Origin of the sequence: Oceanimonas sp. GK1 (assembly GCF_000243075.1) — a bacterium.
Taxonomy (GTDB): Bacteria; Pseudomonadota; Gammaproteobacteria; order Enterobacterales; family Aeromonadaceae; genus Oceanimonas.
This window is the reverse complement of the sequence record NC_016745.1, coordinates 2868885-2886300: the sequence shown is the minus strand read 5'-3', so window position 1 is coordinate 2886300 and position 17416 is coordinate 2868885. Positions and strand designations below refer to the sequence as shown.

The window sequence follows — 17416 nt, the reverse complement described above, 5'->3', positions numbered from 1 at the left end:
CGAGTCTGCGTCGGTACCTTGTGCTAGACTGGCGGCCATTTTTGAATGGCCTGAAACCTTACCTATGCTTGAAGCCAACGCCCTGACCTGCGTTCGCGAGGAACGCACCCTGTTCAGCGAGCTGTCGCTTGCCGTTTCGCCCGGCGAGCTGGTGCAGATTGCCGGCCCCAACGGCGCTGGCAAAACCAGCCTGCTGCGGTTGCTGGCGGGCCTGTCCCGGCCCTATGGCGGCGAGGTGCACTGGCAGGGAGAAAACATCGAGCAGTGCCGCGACAGCTACCACCAGGAGCTGTTTTATCTGGGACACCAGGCGGGCATCAAGCACGAGCTGACCGCCTATGAAAACCTGGCTTTCTTTCGCCGTATGCATCATGCCGGCAGCACCGCCAACCTGTGGGACGTGCTGGCCCGGGTGGGACTGGCGGGGCTGGAAGATCAGTATGCCGGCCAGCTCTCCGCCGGCCAGAAGCGGCGGGTGGCCCTGGCGCGGTTGTGGCTGGGCGGGCCCAAACTGTGGATCCTCGATGAACCCTTTACCGCCATCGACAAACACGGCGTCAAGGTGCTGGAGCGGCTCTTTATCGAGCACACCGACGCCGGCGGCATGGTGCTGATCACCACCCACCAGGATCTCAACCTGTGCGCCGACCGGGCGCGCATTCTTCACCTGGCACCGCCCCGGGAGGACGCCCAATGATGCAGGCCTTTACCGGCGTGGTGCGTCGGGAGCTGGTCAGCGCCCTGCGCCGGCGCGCCGACATTCTTAACCCGCTGTGGTTTTTCGTGATCGTCATTACCCTGTTTCCCCTGGGCGTGGGTCCGGAGCCGGCCCTGCTGGCGCGCATTGCCCCCGGCATTGTGTGGGTGGCGGCGCTGCTGGCCTCCCTGCTGGCGCTGGAGCGGCTGTTCCGGGATGATTTTATTGACGGTACCCTGGAACAAATGATGCTGATGCCCTGTCCTCTGGGGGTAGTGGTGCTGGCCAAGGTGCTGGCCCACTGGCTGCTGACCGGCCTGCCGCTGCTGCTGCTGTCGCCCCTGGTGGCGGTGCTGCTGAGCCTGGATCTGGCCGGTTTCTGGGGCATGTTCTGGACCCTGCTGCTGGGCACTCCCATTCTCAGCCTGCTCGGTGCCATTGGCGTGGCGCTGACCGTGGGCATCGGCAAGGGCGGCGTGCTGCTCAGCCTGCTGACCCTGCCGCTGTATATTCCGGTGCTGATTTTTGCCACCTCGGCCATTGAAACCGCCGGCCTGGGGCTGCCCTACAGCGGCCAGCTGGCGATACTGGGCGCCATGCTGGCGGGCAGTGTCACCCTGGCGCCCTTTGCCATTGCGGCGGCGTTGCGGGTGAGCGTGAACTAGCCTCGGCTGACGCTGTCTGAGGTGGCAAAGGTTTTTAAAGGGGGCGGATTTGGGGTATCTTAAGTCCGCCCGAACAATGCGTAGTATACAAAAGGTCTTTGAGCAAGATGTGGAAATGGTTACATCCTTACGCCAGGTCGGAAGACGCCTACCGAATTGCCGGCCTGTGGCTGCCCTGGTTTGCCGTGTTCAGCCTGGTCTCCTTTACCATAGGGCTGGCCTGGGGGCTGGCGTTTGCACCCGCCGATTATCAGCAGGGTGACGCCTTTCGCATCATCTACATTCATGTGCCGGCGGCCATCATGTCGATGGGGGCCTATTCCTCCATGGCCATTGCCGCCTTTATCGGCCTGGTGTGGCAGATAAAAACCGCCGACATGGCGGTGGCGGCCATCGCCCCGGTGGGGGCGGTGTTCACCTTTATCGCGCTCTTTACCGGTGCCGCCTGGGGCAAGCCCATGTGGGGCACCTGGTGGGTGTGGGACGCCCGCCTGACCTCCGAGCTTATTCTGCTGTTCCTCTATCTTGGCGTGATTGCCCTTTACAACGCCATTTCCGACAAGGTGCTGGCGGGGCGTGCCGCCGGCATTCTGGCGCTGGTGGGGGTCATCAACCTGCCCATCATTCACTATTCGGTGGAGTGGTGGAATACCCTGCATCAGGGCGCCACCATTACCAAGTTTGACCGGCCGTCCATTTCCAACGACATGCTCTGGCCGCTGCTTCTCATGATTTTTGCCTTCATCTGTTTCCTGGGCGCGGTCACCCTGATGCGGCTGCGCAACGAGCTGATCCGGCGCGAATCCCATCGCCCCTGGGTGCTGAAACTGGCGGAGAAACGCAATGAAATTTGATAGCTGGTCCGCCTTCTGGGCCATGGGTGGCTACGGCTTTTACGTCTGGCTGTCCTTTGCCGTGACCCTGCTGGCCCTGCTGGGGCTGGTGGTGGCCACCATAACAACGAAGAAACGCTTGCTGCGCGAGGTTAGCCAAAAACAGGCCCGGGCCGCCCGACGCGAGGCCGCCCGCAAGTTGGAGAACACCCTATGAACCCCAGACGTAAAAAGCGAATGACCCTGGTGCTGGCCGTGGTGGCCGGGCTGTCGGTGATGATTGGACTGGTGCTTTACGCCCTGCAGCAGAACATCGATCTGTTCTATACCCCCACCGAGCTGGTGCAGGGCAAGGGCAAGGAGCAGCTCAAGCCGGAAGTGGGCCAGCGGCTGCGTATTGGCGGCCTGGTGGTACCGGGGTCGGTGGAGCGGGATCAGCAAAGCCTCAAGGTCAGTTTCGGGCTGGTGGATGCCGGCGGCGAACAGGTCACGGTGCGCTTTGACGGCATACTGCCGGACCTGTTCCGGGAAGGGCAGGGCATTGTCGCACAGGGCACCCTGGCGGACGCCCGCACCATCGACGCCTTTGAGGTACTGGCCAAGCACGACGAAGAATACATGCCACCGGAGGTGGCGGAAGCGCTCAAGGGAATGGAGCACTTCAAACCCGAATACACGGAGGCGCAGCTCAAAGGTAGCAACCTATGATCCCCGAGCTTGGACAATTTACCCTGGTGCTGGCCCTGGCCAGTGCCCTGGTGCTGAGTATTTATCCGCTGCTGGGCGCGGTCCGTGGCAACACCGCCATGATGCTGCTGGCCCGGCCCCTGGCCTACGCCCAGTTCGGCTTTCTGTTCATTTCCTTTCTGTGCCTGACCTGGGCTTTTGTGGAGCACGACTTCACCGTGCTCTATGTGGCGTCCAATTCCAACAGCCTGCTGCCCCTGGCCTACCGTATCTCGGCGGTATGGGGCGCCCATGAGGGATCCTTGCTGCTGTGGGTGCTGATCCTGGCCGGCTGGACCGCCGCGGTGGCCCGCTTCAGCCGGGCATTGCCGCTGGATGCGGTGGCCCGGGTGCTGAGCGTGATGGGCATGATTGCCATCGGCTTTCTGCTGTTTGTGCTGTTTACCTCCAATCCCTTTGAACGCACCCTGCCGTTCTTTCCGGTGGACGGCCGGGATCTGAACCCGCTGTTGCAGGATCCGGGGCTGATTTTCCATCCGCCCATGCTGTACATGGGGTACGTGGGCTTCTCGGTGGCCTTTGCCTTTGCCATCGCCTCGCTGATGACCGGCAAGCTGGATGCGGCCTGGGCCCGCTGGTCCCGGCCCTGGACCATGGCCGCCTGGATCTTCCTGACCCTGGGGATTGCGTTGGGCTCCTGGTGGGCCTATTACGAGCTGGGCTGGGGCGGCTGGTGGTTCTGGGATCCGGTCGAAAACGCCTCCTTTATGCCCTGGCTGGCGGGCACGGCATTGATCCACTCCCTGGCGGTGACCGAAAAGCGGGCCAGCTTCAAGGCCTGGACGGTGCTGCTGGCGATCATGGCGTTTTCCCTGAGCCTGCTCGGCACCTTCCTGGTGCGCTCCGGGGTGCTGGTGTCGGTGCATGCCTTTGCCTCCGATCCCACCCGGGGCTTGTTTATCCTTATCTTCCTGCTGCTGGTGGTGGGCTCGTCCCTGCTGCTGTATGCCATCAAGGGCGCCGAGGTGCGCAGCCATGGCAAGCACGAACTGGCCAGCCGGGAAAGCCTGCTGCTGGGCAACAATATTGTGCTGATGGCCGGCCTGGTGGTGGTGCTGATTGGCACGCTTTTGCCGCTGGTACACAAGGAGCTGGGCATGGGCAGCATCAGTATCGGTGCGCCCTTCTTTAACAGCCTCTACGCCTGGCTGATCATTCCCTTCGCCCTGCTGCTGGGCGCCGGGCCGCTGTTCCGCTGGCGCCGCCAGCCGATGAAGGAAGTGAACGGCAAGCTGCTGCTGGCGCTGGTACTGAGCATTGTGCTGGGCATTGCCCTGCCGGTGCTGTTCTCGGATCATTTCGAGCCCTGGGCGGCGGTGGGTATTGGCCTGGGGGTGTTTATCACCATTACCAGCCTGCAGGAAACCTGGGTTCGGGCCACGCACCGGCACAGCTTCTTGACCGGTGTCCGCAAGCTCGGCAACAGCCACTGGGCCATGATCCTCGGTCATATCGGCCTGGCGGTGTCCATTATCGGCATTGCCTGCACCCAGCTCTACAGCATTGAGCGGGACGTGCGCATGAGCAAGGGCGACACCGTGACCTTTGCCGATTACACCTTTACCTTTGAGGGCACCCGCCAGGCGGACGGCCCCAATTTCGAAGGCTTTGAAGGGGTGATCAGTGTGGCCAAAAACGGCCGGCCGCTGACCGAGCTGCGCGCCGAAAAACGCATGTATGTGGTGCAGCGCATGGCCATGACCGAGGCGGCCATCGATGCCGGCATTACTCGGGATCTGTACGCCGCCCTGGGTGAGGAGCTGGACGACGGCGCCTGGGCGGTGCGGCTTTATTACAAGCCCTTTGTGCGCTGGATCTGGTTCGGTGCCCTGCTGATGGCCATTGGCGGTGTCATTGCCATCGTTGACAAGCGCTACCGGTTTGGCCGCCGCCAGGCCGGGGAGGAGGCCGCATGAACCGCCGCATTCTGATCCTGTCCATTCCGCTGGTGCTGTTTCTGGCGGCCAGCGTGTTTCTGTACAAGGGGTTGTTCTCCGACCCCACTAAACTGGAGTCGGTGCTGATCGACCAGCCCATTCCCGAATTCACCCTGCATGATCTGCACGATTCGAACAAGCAGCACGACAAGGCCATTTTCACCGGCCAGCCCATGCTGCTCAATGTGTGGGCCACCTGGTGCCCCACCTGCTATGCCGAGCATGAATACCTTAACGAGCTGAAAGCGAAGGAAGGCGTTTACATCATCGGCATGAATTACAAGGACGAGCGGGAAAAGGCCCTGCGCTGGCTCAGCAACCTGGGCAATCCCTACGCCATCGACCTGTACGATCCCCGCGGCATGCTGGGGCTGGATCTGGGAGTGTATGGTGCTCCCGAGACCTTCCTCATCGACAGTCAGGGCGTGATCCGCTACCGCCATGTGGGAGATGTGAATGAGCAGGTGTGGACCCAGACCCTGAAGCCCATTTTCGAGCAAATGGAGTAAGCCCCATGTGGATGAAAATGCGGATGCTCGTGCTGATGCTGGCGGCCCTGCTGTGGCTGCCGGCGGCCCAGGCGGCCATCGACGTGTACGAGTTTGACGACCCAAAGCAGGAAGAGGTGTTCCGCGAGCTGCTGAGGGAACTGCGTTGTCCCAAGTGCCAGAACCAGGACATTGCCGACTCCAATGCGGAGCTGGCCAAGGATCTGCGGGAAAAGACCTACCAGATGCTGCAGGAAGGCAGCAGCAAGGACGAAGTCGTCGACTACATGGTCGCCCGCTACGGCAACTTCATTCTCTACAAGCCGCCCTTTATGGCCTCCACCCTGATCCTCTGGGCCGGCCCGGTGCTGGTGCTGATGATCGGTGTTGTGGTGGTGCTGCTGCGCACCCGGCGGGGGCGCACGGCGGCCGACGAGAGTCTCAGCGATGAGGAAAAACAACGCCTTGATCGCCTGCTGAACAAGAACAAAGAGAGCTGACATGACCGTATTCTGGATCCTCAGCGTCGCCCTGGTGGCGCTGCTGGCACTGGTGATAATTCTGCCCCTGACCCGGGGCCGGGCCGAATCGAGCCAGAGCCGTAACGAGCTCAATACCCGGCTGTATCGCCAGCGTTTGCAAGAACTGGAGCAGGACAGCGAACTGGGCCTGCTGGAAGACGACGAGGCATTGCAGCAGGAGCTGCAGAAAAGCCTGCTGGACGACGTGGTCAGCGACCAGCCGGTGGCACGCCGCGGTCGCAGCCCGCTGGTGCTGATCTCCGCCCTGGCGCTGGTGGTGCTGGTCAGTTACGGGGTTTACTGGCAACTGGGCGCCCACCGCCAGGTGGCGGAATGGCAACAGGTGTCAGCCGAGCTGCCGGAGTTGTCCCGCCGCGTGCTGATTGAACCCGATGCAACCGTGACCGATCAGGACGTGCGCGAGCTGATGCTGTCGCTGCGTACCCGGTTGCATCAAGACGGCGACGACTATCGCGGCTGGCTGCTGCTGGGCCGGCTGGCCCTGGAGCTGCGGGACGGTGAAACCGCCCGGGACGCCCTGGAAAAGGCCCTGAAGCTGGCCGATGAACCCGATGCAGTACGCGTGCCCTATGCCGAAGCCCTGGCCATGACCGGAGAAAGCCTGCGCGCCGAGCAACTGGTGCAGCAGGTGTTGAGTCGCCAGCCGGGCAATCTGGAAGCCTGGTCGGTGTTTGCCTTTATGGCGCTGCAGCAGGACGATTACGCCCTGGCCATTGCCCGCTGGCAGCAGATGCTCGCCATCATGCCCGCCGACAATCCGCGCTATGCCATGGTGCAGCGCTCCATCGCCTTTGCCGAGCAACAGCTGGCCGAGCGCCAGCAGGCGCCGGTGACCGGCCCCCGCTACCAGGTGGAGATCAATACCTCAAGCAATGTGCCTTATCATCCCGGCGCCGTGCTGTTTGTGTTTGCGGTGGATGCCAACGGCGGAGAAATGCCCCTGGCGGCGCGGCGCATCGAGCAGCCGGCCTTTCCCATGAGCATTACCCTGTCGAATGCCGACGCCATGGTGCCCGAGAACAACCTGAGCAGCCGTGAGGCGGTGATCATCAAGGCGCGCATTGCTCCCAGCGGCAACGTGACCGACGCCACCAATGCCTGGGAAGGGCGCAGCGGCAAGCTGGCTACCGATGAAGACAGCCAGCTCAGCGTGCTGATCGACACGCCTCTGTAAATTGCGGCTGGCCGTAATGGCCGGCCCTCGGTAGACTTGGATCTTCAATAACAACAACGAGCAACAGATGATGTGGCATCGAGTGCTGATGCCCGCTGCCGGCATATTGCTGACCGGCTGTGCGGCACACCAGGGCGTGAAGCAGGAGCGGGTGAACGATCCGTTTTCCCCGGCCATACCGGCAGACTACGCCAAATCCACCGCGGCCGACGCCCGGGATCCTTTTGAGCCGGTAAACCGGGCCAGCTGGGTGATCAACTACGATGTGGCGGAGCCTTATGTGGTGCGTCCGGCGGCCCACGCCTACGCCGACTATGTCCCCCGTCCGGTGCGGGTGGGCATTCAGAATGTGGTGCTCAACCTGGAAGAGCCGGCCAGCTTCGTCAACCACCTGGTGACCGGTGACTTTCCCGGCGCCGGCAACAACCTGGTGCGCTTTGGCGTGAACAGCACAGTGGGTGTGCTGGGTTACTTTGATGTGGCCAGCAAGTTTTCGTTTGAACCCGGATCCAAGGACTTCAGCCAGGTGCTGGGACAGATGGGGATAAACGACGGCCCTTACCTGATGATCCCTCTTTATGGCCCCACCACCTTGCGCCAGCTCTCCGGCGACATGGTGGACAGCCTGTATTTTCCCTATGACGTCATGACCCTGGCCATGCGTACCGGCAAATGGGTGATGGACGGGCTCTATCAGCGCAGTGAGCTTATCGACCGGGAAGCCATTATCGACAATTCCCTCGATCCTTATGGCCTGACCAAGGATCTGTACCTGCAATACCAGGACGCCAAGGTGGGCAAGGAATTCGAACCCGCCTCAGACGAAGAGCTCGACGCCTTTATGGACGAGATCGACGGCTGAATGACGTGAGATGTAAGAGGTGAAACGTCAAACGTTTTGCGTCAAACCTCTTACGTTTAAACGTCCAGCATCAGCGCCGCAGACGTTGCCACCAGCGTTTATACCAGGGCGGTGAAAACGCGCGGCTGTGCTCGGCGGCGAACAGCGCTTTTTGCAGGGCGCCGGGGCTTGGGCGGTAACCGTAATGCTGCTGCCAGCTGGTCGCCACTTCCTCCAGGATCAGCCGGCACTGGTGATCGTACAGGGTGTTGTAGTCGTAGGACGGTGGGCTTTGCCGGTAGTCGACCCCGTAGTGATCCAGAATGCGCCGCAGGGCGCTGACCAGCTCCCGGTAGTCATGTTCACTCATTGCCATGCCGGCTCCCTGGTTTCTGCTCATGATAGAGTTGACCCGCGTGCAGTGCTTTTCTGCCCATTTTAACGGCATTCTCCAAAATAACGGCCTTTTGCACCATCCCGGGCTTTGCAAGCCCCGTCAGCCTTGGTAAGGTGAAGGTGGTTGCGTAAAAGAGAAATAGTCATAAGTCAAACCTGATTGACCTTTTCTTTTTATTTGGTTGTAAGAAAAAGTTTACAGTGAGGATGTCATCATGCAGAAAGACACATTAAACAATATTCATATTCAATCCGAAAAGGTGATGATCACCCCGGCGGAGCTCAAGGAAAAACTGCCCATTTCCCAGCGTGCGCTTGATTTCATCGGCCAGGCCCGCCAGACCATCTCGAATATTGTGCATCGTAAGGATCACCGTCTGCTGGTGATCTGCGGTCCCTGCTCCATCCATGATATCGACGCAGCCAAAGAGTACGCAACCCGCCTCAAAAAACTGCATGATGACTACCGTGACAGCCTTTATATTGTGATGCGCGTCTATTTTGAAAAGCCGCGCACCACGGTGGGATGGAAAGGCTTTATCAACGATCCTCACCTGGACGGCAGCTTTGACATTGAACTGGGCCTGCATAAGGCCCGCGAGCTGCTGTGCTGGCTGGCAGAGCTGGAACTGCCCCTGGCCACCGAAGCGCTAGATCCCATCAGCCCGCAATACCTGGCCGAGCTGTTTTCCTGGTCGGCCATCGGTGCCCGCACCACCGAATCCCAGACTCACCGGGAAATGGCCTCGGGGCTGTCGATGCCGGTGGGCTTCAAGAACGGCACCGACGGCAACCTGGGCACCGCCATCAACGCCATGAAGGCGGCGGCCGAGCCTCATGCCTTTATGGGCATCAATCAGGAAGGCCAGGTGGCGCTGCTGGTGACTCAGGGGAATCCCGACGGCCACGTTATCCTGCGCGGCGGCAAGCACCCCAACTACGACTCGGTGAACATTGCCCTGGCGGAGAAGGCCATGACCGCCGCCGGCCTGAACCCGCGGCTGGTGGTGGACTGCAGCCACGGCAACTCCAACAAGGACTACAGCCTGCAGCCGCTGGTGACCGAAAACGTGGTGCACCAGATCCAGGAAGGCAACCAGTCCATTCTGGGCATCATGCTGGAGTCCCACCTGTTTGAGGGCAATCAGTCCAGCGAGCAGCCGGTGGCCGATATGCAATATGGGGTGTCCATTACCGATGCCTGCATCGGTTGGGACACCACCGCCGAGCTGCTGGCGCGCTGTCATCAGCAACTGTCGGCCGCGCTGAAGACACGCGTCGCCTGATAATTGTCAGCCTTGGCTGTAAACAGGCATAATGCAACGCCGGGCCTCAGGTCCGGCGTCTTAATTCCGGGATGAATGCAATGGTAGATGAACTCAAGGTCCTGCGGGATCAAATCGATGCAGTCGATCAGCAACTGGTGGAGCTGTTTGCCAGGCGACTGAAGCTGGTGGCCGAGGTCGGCGAAGTGAAAAGCCGTCACGGCGTGCCCATTTATGCCCCCGACCGGGAAGCGGACATGCTGGCCCGGCGCCGGGCCGAGGCCGAGGCCAGGGGCGTGCCGCCGGACTTGATTGAAGACGTGTTGCGCCGCTTTATGCGTGAGTCCTACGCCAGTGAAAAGGACACCGGCTTCAAATGCGTGAATCCTGATCTGCGCAAGGCGGTGGTGATCGGCGGCGGCGGCCAGCTGGGGGGCCTCTTTGCCCATCAGCTGGCCCTGTCCGGTTACCGGGTCGAGGTGCTGGAAAAGGACGACTGGGGTCACGCCGAGGCCCTGCTGGCCGATGCCGGCCTGGTGATGATTGCCGTGCCCATCGATCAGACGGTGGCGGTGATCGAGGGCTTGCCGGCGCTGCCGGAAGACTGCCTGCTGGTGGATCTGACCAGCGTCAAGAGCGAGCCGCTGGCGGCCATGCTGAAGGCGCATACCGGTCCGGTCTTGGGGCTGCATCCCATGTTTGGCCCGGATGTTTCCAGCCTGGCGAAGCAGGTGATCATTCATTGCGACGGCCGCGGTGCCGAGCAGTATGAATGGTTGCTGGCACAAATCCGCATCTGGGGAGCCCGGTTGCAGGCGGTGCCCGCCGAGGAGCACGACGAGGCCATGAGCCTGGTGCAGGCCCTGCGTCACTTCACCAGCTTTGCCTACGGGGCTCACCTCTGTGCCGAGGGGGCGGATCTGGCCCAGCTGCTGCGCCTGAGCTCGCCCATCTACCGGCTGGAGCTGGCCATGGTGGGGCGGCTGTTTGCCCAGGATCCGGCCCTGTATGCCGATATTATCTTGTCGTCGCCCCGCAATCTGGCGATGATCCGCCGTTATCATCGTCGTTTCGGCGAGCTGCTGGAACAGCTGGAAAGCGGGCAGCGGCAGGCGTTTGTACGCCAGTTCGAAACCGTGAGCGCGTTTTTCGGCGATTATGCCGACACCTTCCTCAAGGAAAGTCGGCTGCTGCTGGCCCAGGCCAACGACAGCCGACACCATGCGGACTAAGCCGGCCGGCAGGCCGGACTAAAGTCAGGGAGAAGTTCGGCAGTCGCCGTTTCTGCTTCCGCCTTTCTGGCTCGCCGGTCAAACGGCAGGCACAAAAAAGCCCCGCACCTGGCGGGGCTTTGTCTTTTCGGTTCTCAGGCTCAGTTGGCCAGGGACTCGGGCAGGTGCTCGCGAATGGTGGACAGCATCACCCTCAGTACCTTGGGGTTGGCGCAGACCACATTGCCGCTGCGCTCGAAGTTGTGGCCACCCACAAAGTCGGTGACGATGGCACCGGCTTCCCGGGCGATCAGGCTGCCGGCGGCGGTGTCCCAGGGCTTGAGACCCAGCTCCCAGTAGCCGTCTACCCGGCCGGCGGCCACATAGGCCAGATCCAGGCTGGCGGCGCCGGCGCGGCGAATGTCGGCGCATTGCACGAACATGTCCTTGAACATGGCCAGGTAGGCGTCGGCCTGGTGCTTCTGCTTGAACGGGAAACCGGTGGCCAGCACGGTGTTGGTCAGATCCTTGGCCTTGCCGGTACGAATGCGGTAGCCGTTGAGCTGGGCGCCGGAGCCGCGGCTGGCGGTAAACAGCTCGTCACGAATGGGATCGTAAATCACGGCCTGCTCGGTGCGTCCCTTGACTTGCAGCGCGATGGAAACCGCGAAGTGGGGAATGCCCTTTACGAAGTTGGTGGTGCCATCAAGGGGGTCGATAATCCACTGGTAATCGGGGTTGCTGCCAGTCAGCTCGCCACACTCCTCACCAATGATGGTGTGCTCGGGGTAAGACTTGCGAATGGTGTTAATTACGGCGCTTTCCGCGTCAAGATCGACATTGGTAACGAAATCGTTCTGGCCTTTTTGACGAGTTTCCAGATTATCCGGATTGGCAAAACCCTTGACGATAACCTGACCGGCGTTGCGCGCAGCGCGCACCGCAATATTCAGCATCGGATGCATATGAGAAGACCCACTTGATGTTAAAGAACAAAATTCGAGCGCGGATTATACCAGCGTCCACCAGGCAGGCAAGGGATAAAATGAATGACTAGAATTTAACCAGGCTTGTAGGAAGAGGTAGGCCGGCATGAACAAGGAAGCGAAACGGTGGTGGCTGATGCTGATATTAACCTGGCCGGCCGCCCTGCATGCCGCGCCCGCCCTGGTGGTATCAAGTGGTCATGGAGACGACGCCGAGCGCTATACCCTGGGGGCACAGTGGCAGCGCGAGTGGCCATGGTTATTTTCGGGACAGATGGACTTCTCGCTGAACCTGGACGGCAGTTACTGGATGCTGAATCAGGATGACATGACCCAGGTCAGTCTGGTGCCGGGCGTGGTTTACGAGGGGCGCAATGAGGGGATCCGGCCGCTGGCTTATGCCGGCATTGGACCGGCCTGGATCAACCAGAGCCGGCTGGACTCCCGGGAGTTATCCACGCGGCTGCAGTTCAATTCCCGCGCGGGGCTGGGCCTGGCCATGGGCCGCCACAGCCTGGCCCTGGAGGCCTGGCACCTGTCCAACGGCGGGCTGAAAAAGCCCAACGACGGCCTCACTTCCTGGGGCATCAGCTACCGCTACCGTTTCGATTAGAAAAACTGATCCTGGCCATTATAAAAGCTCGCATGAATCTTCATTGCCAGTGAATTCGTCCCTTCATTATGATGTGAGCCCTATCACGTATCTGTTTATTTTTCGGGAGAACACGTCCATGCCGGGCTTGTCCTTGGTGTTGCTGACCGTGCTGATGGTGGCAACGGGTCAGATGACCCAAACTCTGTATGTGCCCGCCATGGGCGACATGGCCGACGCCCTGCAGGTGAGCCATCAGGCGCTGCCACTGGTGATGGCGTTTTATCTGGTTCCCTATGGCCTTTTTCAGTTTGTTTACGGTCCGCTGTCGGACCGCCACGGCCGCCGCCCTGTCCTGTTGGTTGGCCTGTCGGTGTATGCGCTGGGTTCGGCCCTGATCCTGCTGGTTCCGGTTTACTCCATGCTGCTGCTGGGCAGCTTTATACAGGGGGCGGGCACGGCGGCGGCGGGCAGCCTGTGCCGCAGCCTGATGCGGGATCGCTTTGAGGGTACCGAGCTGGTGCGTTACAACGGTTATGTGTCCATGGGCATCATGCTGGCGCCGGTGCTGGCCCCTCTGGCCGGAGGCTGGCTCAACCTGCATTATGGCTGGCAGTCGATGTACGGTTTTCTGCTGGCAACGGGGCTGGTGATCCTGCTGGTGATGGTGGTGTGGTTTCGGGAGACCCTGCCCAGGGAGCGGCGGCATGTGCAGCCCATGCTACCCGCCTATCAGCATGTATTGCATCACGGTGGCTTTCGCCGTCAGCTCGGCATGCTGATCGCCACTTTCGCCGGCCTGATCCTCTATGAGGCGGTGTTCAGTGTGCTGGCCGCACGGCATCAGTTGACCAGCGCCGAGATCAGCCTGTTGTTTGTGCTGCCGCTGCCCCTGTATTTTGGCGGTGCCATGGTGGCGTCCTGCAAATCGGCACAGTGGTCGGTGCGGCGCATGCAGTGGCTGGCCAGCCTGAGCCTGCTGGCGGGGGCGGGACTGGTGCTGGCGGGCGGTTTCGCGCCGGGGCTGGAGCTGGCCGGACTGGTGGCCGGTGGGGGTCTTTATTTTGCCGGGGCCGGTTTGCTGTTCCCGGTGGCCACCTCCGCGGCGGTCGCGCCGTTTCCGCAACACAGCGGCACCGCCGGCGCGCTGCTGGGAGGCTGTGCCAATCTGGGGGGAGGGCTGTTCCTGCTGGGGCAGGGGGCGCTGCCGCAAATGAGCCAGCCGGTTTTGGGTGGCCTGCTGCTGGCCTGCGCCGGGTTGGTGGTGTGGTTCCTGCTGCCTGCCGAGGCAGCCCTGCCCGAACCCGGGGTATAAGCACGAATAAAAAACGGCCTGACGGCCGTTTTTTTTACGTGTGGTGCAGCAGCACAAACTTGTCCCATAACTGCTCGTCGGTTTCCCGGTGTTCGGGATGATCGATAATGCAGTCGATGGGGCAGACGCTGATGCAGGTCGGCTTGTCGTAATGCCCTACGCACTCGGTGCACAGGGCCGGATCGATTTCATAGATTTCCGGCCCGTAATAAATGGCACCATTCGGGCATTCCGGCTCGCACATGTCGCAGTTGATGCAGTTATCCTTGATTAACAGCGCCATGAGCTTGCTCCGCGTGGGGGTTGCGGGTGTCCTGCTGCTCGCCCAGGTTGCGCATCAGAATGCCATAAGTCACATCAATGCCGGCATCGATGGGAATGTACATGACATGACCGTTGCCCGGTGCCACCTCTACCTGCTCGCCCTTGCGGTTTTTCATTTGCTCCAGGGTGAAGGTCAGGTTGCCCTTGGGGGTCATCAGCTCCAGGCTGTTGCCCACCAGGAACTTGTTTTTGACTTCCACTTCCACCCAGTCGCCGTCGCGGCCGGTGATCTCGCCCACAAACTGCTGGCTGGTGGACACCGAATAGCCGTAGTCGTAATTCTGGTAGTCACCGTGGGCGTGGCGCTTCAAGAAGCCTTCGGTATAGCCCCGGTGCGCCAGGTTTTCCAGGGTGCTCATCAGGGTGGCATCGAAGGGCCGGCCGGCCACGGCGTCGTCAATGGCCTTGCGATAGACCTGGGCGGTGCGGGCCACGTAATAGAAGGATTTGGTACGGCCTTCAATCTTGAGGGAGTGCACGCCCATTTGGGTCAGCCGCTCCACATACTGCACGGCGCGCAGATCCTTGGAGTTCATGATGTAGGTGCCGTGCTCGTCTTCATAGGCGGCCATGTACTCACCGGGGCGGTTGCTTTCTTCCAGCAGTACCGGCTGATCGTGCGGCGCGCCGGCGCCCAGGGTGGGCTCCACCATCTGCACGGCGGCGGGCTCAACCGGCTGCACCAGTATCGGCTCCTGCTTGTGCACGATCTGGCCGGCATCGTCTTCCTTGGCCTCGTGCACCTTGTATTCCCAGCGGCAGGCGTTGGTGCAGGTGCCCTGGTTGGGGTCGCGCTTGTTGATGTAGCCCGACAGCAGGCAGCGACCGGAGTAGGCCATGCACAGGGCGCCGTGCACGAACACTTCTAGCTCGATGGTGGGGCAGTGTTGGCGAATTTCTTCAATCTCTTCCAGGGACAGCTCCCGGGACAAAATCACCCGCTCGATGCCGTAGTCCTGCCAGAACTTGACCGAGGCCCAGTTGACGGCGTTGGCCTGCACGGACAGGTGAATGGGCATGTGCGGAAAATGCTCGCGCACCAGCATGATGAGGCCGGGATCGGACATTATCAGCGCGTCGGGCTGCATGTCCACCACCGGCTTCATGTCCCGCAGAAAGGTTTTCAGCTTGGCGTTGTGGGGCTGAATGTTGACCACCACGTAGAACTTCTTGCCCAGGGCATGGGCTTCGTTAATGCCAATCTGCAGGTTCTCGTGGTTGAATTCGTTGTTGCGCACCCGCAGGGAGTAGCGGGGCTGGCCGGCATACACGGCGTCGGCGCCATAGGCAAAGGCGTAACGCATGTTCTTGAGGGAACCGGCGGGAGAAAGCAATTCGGGTACAAACATGGGAGTCTCGTCTGATGTCAGGTCAGCAGGCCACCACCTGATGGCGGCCGGGGCCAGCATTTTACTCCCATGTGCCGGTGATTTCGAGCTTAGGGTGTGTTCCGGTACCGGAACACACCCTATCGCCCGGCCGGCCGTACCCGTTCCACCTCCAGCGTGACCCGGCGTTTGTCCCGCTCCACCTCGGCCCATAACAGCAGCCGGTCGCGGCGGTGTCGGCGCAGTGTGCGCCAGTGGTCGTCGTCCATTTCCACTTTGATGGTGCCGGTGCCATCGCGAAACAGATATTCGTCGTCGTCCAGCCGCCGGACGATATGGCCCGAGAGAATAATGCGGCTGTCGTCGGCCAGGCGGCGGGCCTCGGCCACCGTGGTAATGGGCAAATTATTATTGCGGCGGTATTCGCTGCGATACTCACCACGGTAGTCCCGTTTATATTCATGGCGGTGCCAGCGGCTGTCATCATGGGCCGAGGCGGAGCCGGCGGCCAGCCACAACAGACCCACCAGACCGGCAAGAGAAAAGTAACGCATGGGCAAGCTCCCTTCACGAAAGATGGCAGCACCATAGTGCCCACCCGCGAAGGAAACCGTCGCTGTCGCCGATAACAGGCGAATACGTGCTGAAAAACGAAAACCGTGGGACAGCTTTGGTCATATGAGGGGCAGCAATGCGAAGCAACAGCAGGGTTGCCTTCTTCGACACGCTTCAAGCCCTCCATGGGTCGCTCGGCACATGCCATCCGTGGCATGTGACGGTCGAATCTGGCAATCCCTGCTGCTGCTTCGTGAAATTTTGGCGTTGCCCGTTGAAGGCTGTCTGACAACTGGATTGCGGGTAAGAGGGAAGGGTAAAGGTAACAGCGCCACCGACCCTCTGCGCCAGGGAGGGCGCAGCGGAGCTTCCATGGATGGATTTACGGCGTGTCGGGGGAGTCGTCCCCTTTACCTGATTTTCAGCTGTCTTTCAGAAGGCTCAGTTACCGGTTTTCTTCGCCGCCCATGGCCTCAATCAGTTCGGGAATAAAGCGGGACAGCTCGCCGGTGACCAGGGCGAAGTCGGCGTCAAAGCGGGCGGCGTGATCCTCACTGGTCACGTCGTCATTCTGCTCGCGCAGCTCTTCCGAGAACTTGAGCCGCTTGATGCTCATGTCGTCCCCCAGAAGAAAGCTGATGGTGTCGCTCCAGTTCAGCGCCAGCTTGGTTACCAGCTTGTCGGCATCGAGGTGGGCCTTCATCTCGTCGCTCAGCAGATCCTGCTGCTTGGCGCGAATAATACCACCGTGCTCCAGGGCCGAACGCAGCTCGGCTTCGTCTTCCAGGGCAAAGCCGGCGGGGGCCGCACCTTCCTTCAGCCAGTCGGTCAGGGTCAGCTCCGGCGGCGTGGTCATGGCCAGGGGCACCACCGGTAGGCTGCCGATGCACTTGCGCAGCAGTGCCAGCAGATCTTCGGCGCGTTTGGCGGAGCTGGCGTCCACGGCAATGAAACCGTCTTCCGGGTTGATCCAGGCCCAGGTCTGCTGAAACCGGCTGAAGGCCCGGGGCAAGAGGCTGACGATCACCTCTTCCTTGATGGCATCCTTTTCCTTTTTCTTCAGCGCCCGGCCCTGCTCGGCTTCCAGCTGCTCTACCTTGTCGGCCACTTCATCGTTAACCACCGATCCCGGCAGCATTTTTTCTTCCTTCTTGGCGCACAGCAAAATCTGGTTGCCGGCACTGTGGGTCAGGGCCTGGCCCTGTTTGCCCAGGGGAGAAATCCAGCCGAATTTGGCCTGCTCCTGGCTGCCGCAGGGGCTGAAGGTCATGGCTTCAAGCTGTTTTTCCAGCTCTTCCAGACTGAGCTCAAAGGGGCGGGTAAAACGGTAAACTTGCAGATTCTTAAACCACATGGCGTCCTCGGTCACGAGCCGAAAAACGGGCATTGTACTGCAATCCGACTTTGTGATCAGTGGGTCATTCTCGAATGATAAAGGCGGATCCCGCTCACAGAGGCGCACAAATCCCCGCTCAGCCACGGTCTGGGTCCATACAATGACCTCATCAGACAGTCAGGGG

General features: G+C 61.1%; 20 protein-coding genes. 14 read left to right on the top strand and 6 right to left on the bottom strand.

Annotated features, from left to right (window positions below):
* The first annotated feature begins 64 nt into the window (after positions 1–64).
* The 10 genes from ccmA (at position 65) to GU3_RS13575 (ending at position 7945) form a co-directional block, all read left to right on the top strand.
* Positions 65–697 (top strand): cytochrome c biogenesis heme-transporting ATPase CcmA, encoded by a 633-nt coding sequence (ccmA, locus tag GU3_RS13620; protein ID WP_014293108.1) that lies wholly within the window; start codon positions 65–67, stop codon positions 695–697.
* Entirely contained in the window at positions 697–1362 is a 666-nt protein-coding gene (gene ccmB, locus GU3_RS13615) for a heme exporter protein CcmB (RefSeq protein ID WP_371245762.1), read from the top strand. The genes ccmA and ccmB overlap by 1 nt, the downstream gene beginning before the upstream one ends.
* Before the next feature lie 107 nt (positions 1363–1469).
* Positions 1470–2216: a heme ABC transporter permease gene (locus GU3_RS13610; RefSeq protein ID WP_014293106.1), complete on the top strand. Its 747-nt coding sequence runs from the start codon at positions 1470–1472 to the stop codon at positions 2214–2216.
* Positions 2206–2412, top strand: coding sequence for a heme exporter protein CcmD (gene ccmD / locus GU3_RS13605; protein ID WP_014293105.1), 207 nt, complete (start codon positions 2206–2208; stop codon positions 2410–2412). The genes GU3_RS13610 and ccmD overlap by 11 nt, the downstream gene beginning before the upstream one ends.
* A complete protein-coding gene (gene ccmE / locus GU3_RS13600) occupies positions 2409–2903 on the top strand; it encodes a cytochrome c maturation protein CcmE (RefSeq protein WP_014293104.1) in 495 nt (164 codons plus the stop codon). The genes ccmD and ccmE overlap by 4 nt, the downstream gene beginning before the upstream one ends.
* On the top strand, positions 2900–4858 hold the full coding sequence (locus GU3_RS13595; RefSeq protein WP_014293103.1) for a heme lyase CcmF/NrfE family subunit: 1959 nt from the start codon (positions 2900–2902) through the stop codon (positions 4856–4858). Before ccmE ends, GU3_RS13595 begins: the two co-directional genes overlap by 4 nt.
* Positions 4855–5388, top strand: a complete 534-nt coding sequence (locus GU3_RS13590) for a DsbE family thiol:disulfide interchange protein (protein WP_014293102.1) — start codon at positions 4855–4857, stop codon at positions 5386–5388. The genes GU3_RS13595 and GU3_RS13590 overlap by 4 nt, the downstream gene beginning before the upstream one ends.
* Before the next feature lie 17 nt (positions 5389–5405).
* Positions 5406–5867, top strand: coding sequence for a cytochrome c-type biogenesis protein (locus GU3_RS13585; RefSeq protein ID WP_041543803.1), 462 nt, complete (start codon positions 5406–5408; stop codon positions 5865–5867).
* Position 5868: 1 nt separating this feature from the next.
* On the top strand, positions 5869–7083 hold the full coding sequence (gene ccmI, locus GU3_RS13580; protein ID WP_014293100.1) for a c-type cytochrome biogenesis protein CcmI: 1215 nt from the start codon (positions 5869–5871) through the stop codon (positions 7081–7083).
* A 70-nt stretch (positions 7084–7153) separates the two neighbouring features.
* Complete coding sequence (locus GU3_RS13575; protein ID WP_041543801.1) at positions 7154–7945, top strand: VacJ family lipoprotein; 792 nt, start codon at positions 7154–7156, stop codon at positions 7943–7945.
* 70 nt (positions 7946–8015) lie between these two features.
* Here the strand turns inward: GU3_RS13575 and GU3_RS13570 are convergent, their stop codons facing one another.
* Complete coding sequence (locus GU3_RS13570) at positions 8016–8300, bottom strand: hypothetical protein (protein ID WP_148265909.1); 285 nt, start codon at positions 8298–8300, stop codon at positions 8016–8018.
* Positions 8301–8535: 235 nt separating this feature from the next.
* Between GU3_RS13570 and GU3_RS13565 the strand changes: the two genes are divergently transcribed.
* Together GU3_RS13565 and tyrA are read left to right on the top strand one after the other, a co-directional pair.
* Positions 8536–9606 (top strand): 3-deoxy-7-phosphoheptulonate synthase, encoded by a 1071-nt coding sequence (locus tag GU3_RS13565; protein WP_014293097.1) that lies wholly within the window; start codon positions 8536–8538, stop codon positions 9604–9606.
* Between the two features lie 80 nt (positions 9607–9686).
* The gene (gene tyrA, locus GU3_RS13560) at positions 9687–10817 is read left to right on the top strand and encodes a bifunctional chorismate mutase/prephenate dehydrogenase (RefSeq protein ID WP_014293096.1); all 1131 of its coding nucleotides are present in this window, start codon (positions 9687–9689) and stop codon (positions 10815–10817) included.
* Between the two features lie 140 nt (positions 10818–10957).
* On the opposite strand, the gene suhB is transcribed toward tyrA, so the two are convergent.
* Complete coding sequence (gene suhB, locus GU3_RS13555) at positions 10958–11761, bottom strand: inositol-1-monophosphatase (RefSeq protein WP_014293095.1); 804 nt, start codon at positions 11759–11761, stop codon at positions 10958–10960.
* 157 nt (positions 11762–11918) lie between these two features.
* Between suhB and GU3_RS16650 the strand changes: the two genes are divergently transcribed.
* Together GU3_RS16650 and GU3_RS13545 are read left to right on the top strand one after the other, a co-directional pair.
* Positions 11919–12395 (top strand): acyloxyacyl hydrolase, encoded by a 477-nt coding sequence (locus GU3_RS16650; protein ID WP_050899376.1) that lies wholly within the window; start codon positions 11919–11921, stop codon positions 12393–12395.
* 118 nt (positions 12396–12513) lie between these two features.
* Positions 12514–13689 (top strand): MFS transporter, encoded by a 1176-nt coding sequence (locus GU3_RS13545; protein ID WP_014293093.1) that lies wholly within the window; start codon positions 12514–12516, stop codon positions 13687–13689.
* A gap of 34 nt (positions 13690–13723) precedes the next feature.
* Here GU3_RS13545 and GU3_RS13540 read toward each other — a convergent pair whose 3' ends face one another.
* From GU3_RS13540 to rdgC, 4 genes are all read right to left on the bottom strand, one after another.
* On the bottom strand, positions 13724–13972 hold the full coding sequence (locus GU3_RS13540) for a YfhL family 4Fe-4S dicluster ferredoxin (protein ID WP_014293092.1): 249 nt from the start codon (positions 13970–13972) through the stop codon (positions 13724–13726).
* The gene (gene yegQ, locus GU3_RS13535; protein WP_014293091.1) at positions 13950–15362 is read right to left on the bottom strand and encodes a tRNA 5-hydroxyuridine modification protein YegQ; all 1413 of its coding nucleotides are present in this window, start codon (positions 15360–15362) and stop codon (positions 13950–13952) included. Before yegQ ends, GU3_RS13540 begins: the two co-directional genes overlap by 23 nt.
* Before the next feature lie 119 nt (positions 15363–15481).
* A complete protein-coding gene (locus GU3_RS13530; RefSeq protein ID WP_014293090.1) occupies positions 15482–15895 on the bottom strand; it encodes a YgiW/YdeI family stress tolerance OB fold protein in 414 nt (137 codons plus the stop codon).
* Between the two features lie 446 nt (positions 15896–16341).
* On the bottom strand, positions 16342–17250 hold the full coding sequence (rdgC, locus tag GU3_RS13525; protein ID WP_014293089.1) for a recombination-associated protein RdgC: 909 nt from the start codon (positions 17248–17250) through the stop codon (positions 16342–16344).
* Between the last annotated feature and the right edge of the window lie 166 nt (positions 17251–17416).